At 59.5% G+C, this 8,083-nt stretch carries 5 protein-coding genes and 1 tRNA gene; 3 read left to right on the top strand and 3 right to left on the bottom strand.

Annotated elements, in window-relative coordinates:
* The first annotated feature begins 281 nt into the window (after positions 1-281).
* Complete coding sequence (locus tag FJV77_RS22220; RefSeq protein WP_142868753.1) at positions 282-1,274, top strand: D-alanyl-D-alanine carboxypeptidase family protein; 993 nt, start codon at positions 282-284, stop codon at positions 1,272-1,274.
* Between the two features lie 27 nt (positions 1,275-1,301).
* Here the strand turns inward: FJV77_RS22220 and FJV77_RS22215 are convergent, their stop codons facing one another.
* A complete protein-coding gene (locus FJV77_RS22215; protein ID WP_142868752.1) occupies positions 1,302-1,751 on the bottom strand; it encodes a universal stress protein in 450 nt (149 codons plus the stop codon).
* A 464-nt stretch (positions 1,752-2,215) separates the two neighbouring features.
* Between FJV77_RS22215 and FJV77_RS22210 the strand changes: the two genes are divergently transcribed.
* Entirely contained in the window at positions 2,216-3,136 is a 921-nt protein-coding gene (locus tag FJV77_RS22210) for a DUF1003 domain-containing protein (protein ID WP_142868751.1), read from the top strand.
* A gap of 220 nt (positions 3,137-3,356) precedes the next feature.
* A tRNA-Arg gene (locus FJV77_RS22205) sits at positions 3,357-3,433 on the top strand.
* A gap of 17 nt (positions 3,434-3,450) precedes the next feature.
* Here the strand turns inward: FJV77_RS22205 and FJV77_RS22200 are convergent.
* Together FJV77_RS22200 and FJV77_RS22195 are read right to left on the bottom strand one after the other, a co-directional pair.
* The gene (locus FJV77_RS22200; RefSeq protein ID WP_246691336.1) at positions 3,451-6,387 is read right to left on the bottom strand and encodes a DEAD/DEAH box helicase family protein; all 2,937 of its coding nucleotides are present in this window, start codon (positions 6,385-6,387) and stop codon (positions 3,451-3,453) included.
* Positions 6,384-8,063: a site-specific DNA-methyltransferase gene (locus tag FJV77_RS22195; RefSeq protein WP_142868750.1), complete on the bottom strand. Its 1,680-nt coding sequence runs from the start codon at positions 8,061-8,063 to the stop codon at positions 6,384-6,386. Before FJV77_RS22195 ends, FJV77_RS22200 begins: the two co-directional genes overlap by 4 nt.
* Between the last annotated feature and the right edge of the window lie 20 nt (positions 8,064-8,083).

The following is an 8,083-nucleotide window of genomic DNA, read 5'->3' as shown; positions in this document are numbered from 1 at the left end:
CCGGGCGGCCGCCCGGACCTTGGCTCAATCGCTTTATTCCCACGAAATCTCTCCCGTGTAGATACAAGGTGGCCGCGCAGCGGCCGGAGAGGGGGCCGCCAAATGAGAATCTGAGACCCTATTCTGAACTGTCAGCGCCATCCCCCTCTCCGTCTCGGCTTCGCCGAGCCACCTCTCCCCCGCTCCGCGGGGGCGAGGAAAACCGGCTCGCCCGTTAACCAAATGGACGAACACAGTGGGTTAGGCTAGGTTCCGGCCCTCTCAGCAACGCCGGACTTGCCTTGCCCGATTTCCATTTCCCCGCCCTCGCCCAAAAATTTATCGCGGCCTTGCTGCTGCTCGTCTTCGTTGCCGGCTGCAGCACCACCGCGCCGCCCGACAGCGTGCTGGCTGTGCCGGCGCCGCAGGAAAAATATGCGGCCATCGTCGTCGATGCCAGCGGCAAGACGCTGTTCGAGGTCAGTTCGACGGCGCAGCGCTATCCGGCGTCACTAACCAAGATGATGACGCTCTACCTGCTGTTCGAGGCGCTGGAGACCGGCCGCGTCTCGAAGGAGACGCAGATCCCGGTTTCCGACAATGCGGCCCGGCAGCCGCCGACCAAACTGCGTTTCAAGCGCGGCGAGAGCATCGACGTCGATTCGGCGATACGGGCGATCGTGGTCAAATCGGCCAATGACGTGGCGGTGGCGGTGGGCGAATATCTTGGCGGCTCGGAGGACCAGTTCGCCGCCATGATGACGTCCAAGGCGCGCCAGATAGGCATGAGCAGCACCGTCTTTCGCAACGCATCCGGCCTGCCCGACGCTGGCCAGCACACGACGGCGCGCGATATGGCAACGCTCGGCATGGCCTTGCGCGCCCGCTTCCCGCAGCAGTTCCACTATTTCTCGGAAAGCGATTTCATGTTCCGCGGGCGGCTGGTGCGCGGCCATAACGACATGCTCGGCCGCGTGCGCGGCGTCGACGGCATCAAGACCGGCTACATCAAGGCCTCCGGCTTCAACATCGTCACCTCCTACAATGCCGACGGCCGCAAGCTGATCGTGGTGGTAATGGGCGCCGACAGCGCCAGGCAGCGCAACGACCATGTCGAAGCGCTGATCCAGCGCAGCCTTTCGCCCGCCATGGCCGATACGAAGACGAGGCTGATGTTTGCGGGAGACCAGCCGGCCGCGTCGCCGCTTCCCGGCCCACCTGGCTCGTCGCTTCCTGGCTTGCCGCCGCCTGGCTTGCCGGCGCCTGGGTCGCAGTTGCCTGGCTTGCCGCAGTAGCGCGTCGCAAGGACGCCTGCTGCAGCCCTACCGCACCACCAGCACCGGGATCTCCGTCAGCGACACGACTTCCGCGGTCTGGCTGCCCAGCACCAGCCTGCCCAGCCCGCGGCGGCCATGCGAGGCCATGACGATGAGGTCGCAGGCCTCGGAGCGGGAGACGTCGAGGATGGCCTCTGCCGGCGTCCTGTTCTCGACGTGCAGGGTCTTTGCACGCACGCCGAGCGCGTCGGCCCGGGCCTTGCACTTGTCCAGCACATCACGGCCATATTTGCGGGCGTTTTCCTCGTAGTTGACCAGCTCTTCGGCGGCGGCATAGCCGGCCATCGCCCCGCCCCAGGCCAGTGCCGGGAACGGCTCGGAGACGTTGACGAAGGTGACAGCGGCAGCGAGGCCTCTGGCCAGTTCGAGGCCGTGGGCGACGCCCTTGGCAGCGAGTTCCGAACCGTCGGTGGCGATCAGGATATGTTTGTACATGACGACAACCCCTGTTGCGGGGCGATCCAATGCCCCTGATGGCAGCAGCCCGGACAGGCGCTCCATGCGACATCGTCAGGGCTAGGCTTGATATAAGCGCCCGGCCCGGCTCTCTACAGGGTGAGGATGAGGCCAGCCGGCGATGACCATGGCGCCAGGGTGGACCATCGCGCATGGCGCCCCCTCTCCGTCTCGGCTTCGCCGAGCCACCTCTCCCCCGCTCCGCGGGGGCGAGGAACCCAAGCTTTTCAAGGCCTCGACTTTGAAGATTCCTCGCCCCCATGAAATGGGGGAGAGGTGGCCGCGCAGCGGACGGAGAGGGGGCTGGCACTGCCCTATGCGATTGCAGGCAGACTGGCGGGGCCTGATCACAAGAACTTGCACGGATGCTCGATTTGCGCCGCAGCGATAGCTATGCCGCGCCGGCTTGGCGTATCGTGGGCGCGACAGCAGGAGCCGGCATCATGAGCACCGTCCCAAAACCATCCGAGCAGGCCGACAGCGAAAACGACAGCGGCGGCGAGTATTTCGAGGCGCCGCCCATCGGCGATCACGATGCCGAGCTGGTTGCCGACGAGGCGCTCGAATCGCCCGAGGTGCCGGACTCCGAACCCGCCGGCCATGGCCGCCTGAAGCCGAAGCGAAAACCGTCGGCGATATCAGGTAGAAAGTTCCGCAAGCGCGACCTGGTGCGCATCGACGATCTCAGGCCTAGCCTCGCCGACCGCATCCGCTCCGACCATCCCGACCTGCCGCGCGGCGCCCGCATCAGCCGCGAGGAGCTTGGCCGCTACCGCATGCGCTACATGGAGGAGTTGCTGCAGCAGGAGCACGGCGAATTCTCCGAGCTCGACCGCCAGGTGGTCGAATCGATCGCCAGGCAGGACACGATTTCGGAAAACTCGGAAGAGGAGTTCGAGGAGCACAGGTCGTTCGCCGACCGCGTCTCCGACAATATGGCGGCCTTCGGCGGCAGCTGGTGGTTCCTGATCTCGTTCGGCAGCGTGCTTGCCGTGTGGATCGGCATCAACCTGGTCGCGGGCATGAGCAGCGCCTTCGACCCCTACCCCTTCATCCTGCTCAACCTTTTGCTCTCCTGCATCGCCGCCATCCAGGCGCCGATCATCATGATGAGCCAGAGACGGACAGAGGCCAAGGACCGCCTGCGCTCCTTCAACGACTACCGGGTGAACCTGAAAGCCGAGCTGGAAGTGCGCCATCTGCACGAAAAGCTCGACTATCTGATCTCGCGCCAATGGACCCGGCTGGCCGAAATGCAGCAGATGCAACTGGATGCCATGCACGAACTGACGGGGGCTAAGAAGGCGAAGCGGACGGTACGCAGCGTAAGGAAGAGGGCGGTGAAGGGTGAGGTGGCGGGGTGAGTGACGGTCCGCGCAGCGGACGAAAGCCAATTGCTTGGCTTTTCTAATAGCGAACGCCCCGAGCCTGCGCAGGGCAGGACGCAGCACAATCCGGCCAAACCCTTGTGGGGCGGGCCAAGTTCGCGGGCCAACCCAATTGCCCGTTGAAGCCCGGCGCGGCTTCCGCTAAGAAGCCGTGGCTGGCCGGCGATCGGCTGGTTCGTTTTCAGGTTCCCTGAAGGCACCCGTAGCTCAGCTGGATAGAGCGCTGCCCTCCGAAGGCAGAGGTCACAGGTTCGAATCCTGTCGGGTGCGCCAGTTCTCTAAACAGTGGCTTAGAGAACCGCTCCTAGCGGTGCTAGCACAGGCACGTTCCGCCAAATCGGTTCAAAGAATCTCCCGACGGCGTCTGCAAATCTACCAACGGCAGCTTCGGCTGAGAGTTTTAGTCGCTCGACATTCAAGGTCAGATCAAACTGTGCCCGTAGCTCGGTGTCAGCAACAGTGGTGTGTGCGGAGAGCAGTCCTGACAATGTCGTGTTGAGATCGACTGCGTCATCCGGCACCAGAACGTATCTCCACGGCTTGGTATTGTAAGCCTTCGAGTGATGCTCGGTGGCGATCATGCACCAGAGCGTGGCTGCCCGCGCCTTACGACGAACGTCGGCGTCTTCCATATCCGACCGACGTTTCGTCTCGATGATCAGCTTTTCTGTTTTGGTCTCAACCACGAAATCGGGCTGATACGCGTGTCCCTCGGAATCGAAAATCTTAAACTGGTTGGGACCAGGTTTCATCCAGAGTTCGACGGAAGGATCCCGTTCCAAAAGGACAGCCAACTTGCGCTCGGTGTCGGAATCAAATTTGGCTTGCCAATAGCAGCCACGCTTGAAACCGGTGAAAATGAATCGCTTGATCTCACTGAGCCGTTCTGGAGGTGTTTGGAAGTCGCGTATCGCGTCCTTACCAGATCCATCGAACGCCTGCGGCTTCAGCTCACCAAAAGCTGCGTTCAAGGAGACACGGTAGGTGGTTTGCGTACGCCACATATGCTTACGCATCTGGGCGAGGATAGCAGTGGCCATCTCCTTGCCACGTCCTTGCATGACGTTCCGGACGTCCTCGTCATCCTTCAGGTAGGAGCGGAGCCTGGCCACCACCTGGCCAGCCAGGTCGTAGAGAATCTCGGCATGAGCGTCGTAGTCGATCTCGTCGAAATCAATCAGCTTGGCGACCAGATAGTCTTCGAGCCGAGCTGGCCGATCACCCCCATCGTCTCCGCTGATAGCTGTACGTTTCTCAGTCCGTAGGACTTGCACAAGAAGTTGGCGCGAAAGAGGCTGGTAGTTCCAACTGCCAACGTCGAGCGTGAACGATTGGAACCCAAACGAAACCTGTTCTTGCGGCGTGACTGTCAGGCTCGGAACCGCGATGGTACGAGCCACGTATGCTGCACAAAACTCTTTCACAACCGCCTCGGCACGTTCAGAGGTAAGGCTGGAGAAGAGGCCCTCCTTGGAACGTTGAATAGCCATCGCGTCCGCAACAATACGTTTTACGATCTTTTCATCCTGCAATTGTGCGATAGTTGTTACCTGCGACTTGATCGACGGAAGAACGTCGGTAAGCACAGTCTGCGCTAGTGCCACTTCCTCAGGCTTGTCGAAGGTGAACGCCGGGGATGAAGGCTCCGACATTCCCTGAAGCTTCTGTTCAGGTGCAAACTCGTCAGACTTTATTTCGGTTTCATAGGTCATTTGCTGAAGCATCTGCTGGATGATCGAAGGAGCCTCAATCATGACCGGCTTTGCCGCTGATACGTCCCCGCCTTCACCGATCCTGACTTGTTTCAGGTTGTGGATGACGCCATCAGCCGTCTTCGCCCGCTCGATTAGATCGTTGAAGCGGTCGTGAGCGATCACCGTCAGCGTATCGACTGCCTCGACGCCGGTCCTCTTACCATAGGGCAAACGCAGGCCCCTGCCGAGGGTCTGCTCCGTCAGTATGTCGGAGGCCGAAGCTCGAAGGGGAACAATCGTGAAAAGGTTCGAAACGTCCCACCCCTCCTTTAGTTTGTTGACGTGGATGACAATGTCCGTGTCCCCGCCGCGCTCGATATTCAGTAGGCGCTGGGCGTTCTCGTCACTTTCCTCGCCAGTCAGCTTGGAATGGATTTCCGCGACGCGGTCTTTGTAGCGGCCCTCAAAGAATGTGCTGGACTCGACGAACTCTCGCACCCGCCGAGCATGTTCTGTATCCTGAGTCACCACCAGCACAAAGGGGTGGACAGTGCGCACCTCATTCTGCTTGGCGTAAGTCTGGAGCGCGACCTTGACGTGTTCGTGATAGTGAATGCCGTCTTCGAGCTTGATCCGCTCTAGTGTATCTTCATCGACCGATTTGGGATCGAAATTGGCGCGGGTACCAACCGCAGGCTCTTTGATGTAGCCGTCTTCCATCGCACTGGGCAGGTCATAGGAGTAGACGACGTTCTTGAAGGCCGCCGAATTGCTGCCGACGCTCTTAGGCGTGGCGGTGACCTCGAGCCCCAGGATCGGCTTTAACTCGGCGATGGCCTTAGCTCCCGCCGAGCCGCGATAGCGATGTGCCTCATCCATGAGGAGGACGAGATCAGGCAACCCCGCGAGGTAGGCGAAATAGCTCTCGCCGATATACTCCTGAAGCCTTTTTATCCGAGGGAGCTGGCCCTTTCGTGCGGACGTTGTCGTGTCGGAGTTGATCTTAGAGATATTAAAAATGTTGATGATCGCGCCTTCTTGACCAAAGAAATCGGTCCCACGGACGCCGCGGCCTTCTTCGTAATTCTCGGCATTAACGATCAGCGGCGGATTGTGCGCGAACGCCTCTACGCCCTTGAATACATATTTCGGACTGGACGGCTGGAAATCGGCCAACAGCTTTTCGTAGATAGTGAGATTCGGGGCCAAAACGAAAAAGTTTCGGCTCTTGCCGATCATGTACAGATAGCTGACGAAAGCTCCCATCAGGCGCGTCTTTCCAACTCCTGTCGCTAGGGCGAAACACACACTAGGGAAGTCGCGCTCGAAATCTGCGAAGTTGGCGTCATGAAGATCGCTGTAAGCCGTGCGGACGGCCTCACGCGCAGCCTCGACATCCGTCTCCTTTGTGGGCGCGATCAGATCGACAATGTCAGCAAGCCGTCGCAGCGATTCAGTTTGCGGCCTACGAAGCGACAGACGCTGATTGATCTGCGTGAAGGCCCGCTTCGGATCGACGGTCGATATGCTCACGGCTCAACCTCGTCATCCCCGTCGAACAGCGTAGGCTGGTTCAAAGATGTGGCTGATTTCCTGCGCCTGCCTCCATCCGCTTCTGGCTCACTCTCATCTTCGATCAGCGGCAAGGCCTCTATCTTCAGCGAATAGTCGTCCTTGCCCCATTCGCAACGGTCGAGAATCGCCCCAGGGATCTTGCGTATGGTGAGGTTATCAAAGCTGTCACTGCTGGCGCCTTGGAACGCCTTGCAGCAAATTAACAGCGTACGATCCGCCCCAACCTCATCTGAGATCGCCCGAAGCTGATCGTGTGTCAGGCTGTTCGTCGTCACGTAAATGAAGTCCGTCTCCGACGACGAACCGTGCATCCAATAGTGCTCGTCAGAGGGGGCGTAGGTGAAGCCGAAATGCTTGCACATCGCCTCAGCGAGCATCTCGGCATTGTAGGCTTTGGAGATTACCCACTGTCCGAATTGATCTTTCTCCAATAGCGACGGAGCCAGTTTGAAATAACGATAACCGCCACCACCTTTCCAGCCAACTGCTTCGGTGACGCCGCCGGGATCGTCACCGTCGACGACCTTCTTCAGGCGAGGAACGATATGGGTTTCGCAGTGGTCACCTAGTTCGACCATGATCCAACGACGACCCATCTTATGAGCAACAGCGCCGGTCGTGCCGGAACCGGCGAATGAATCGAGGACCAGATCGCCAGGTCTAGTCGCTATGTCGAGTATCCGGCGTAAGAGGCGTTCGGGCTTCGGAGTGGAGAACACGTCGTCGGAGTTGAATGCCTTTACCTCGGTCTTAGCCTCGTGATTGTGGCCTACGTCAGCACTTAGCCATACGGTCAGAGGGGGAGTTCCCTCGTTTGCGAGGTCTGCGAGAAAAGTTTTCCTCGATGGCGCAGATGATCCATCGCGACCGAACCAGATTTCATTGGCTTCGTCCATCCGTCGAAGTGTGTCCTCCGAGAAGCGCGGAAACGTCCCCGGCGGCGGGGTCCAGCGCCGCCCATTCTTGAAAATGAATGAGAACTCTTTGCCCTTGGCAGAACCACTCTTTGCGTGAAGGGGCGTCGCCTTCCAAACGCCCTTGGGATGGTCGTCGGGATTCGAGTAGCGAGCATTCATTTCGTCAGATCGAGCCAGTCGATTCGGCCTCCAACTCTCCTTGTTCTTCGCGTACACTAGAATGTGGTCATGGTTGTCACTAAAATACTTAGCGTCGTTCGCGACGGTGTATTTCTTCTGCCAAACGACATTGGCGACGAAGTTCCTTCGCCCAAAAATCTCGTCGCAAAGCACTTTCAGGTAGTGCGCTTCATTGTCGTCTATCGACACCCAAAAGCTTCCTCCCTCAGCGAGGAGCCGATGCAGAACTTCGACGCGCTCGCGCACGAGCGAGAGCCAAAGCGAGTGCTCCACGCCATCGTCATAGTGAGCGAAGGCGCTGCCGGTGTTGTAGGGTGGATCAATAAAAATACATGACACCTCCCCGGCGTAAGAGGACTCCAGCGCCTTCAGGGCGAGAAGATTGTCTCCACGGATCAGGGTGTTGTGGAAAGCGTCCGCGCCGCGTCTTATGGGCGCATGATGCGAAAGGCGCTCATCCTCAATAAGGATGCGTGGTTCTGGGCGCTCTCTGCGTGCTTTGCCCAGCCAGTCCAGTTGTAGTCGGTTAGTTGCCACGTTCTGATCCTTATCGTCCC

The sequence above is a fragment of the Mesorhizobium sp. WSM4306 genome, assembly GCF_007003975.1.
GTDB lineage: Bacteria > Pseudomonadota > Alphaproteobacteria > Rhizobiales > Rhizobiaceae > Mesorhizobium.
Note: the sequence above shows the minus strand (reverse complement) of the source record. Positions and strands in the feature narration are given on the sequence as shown.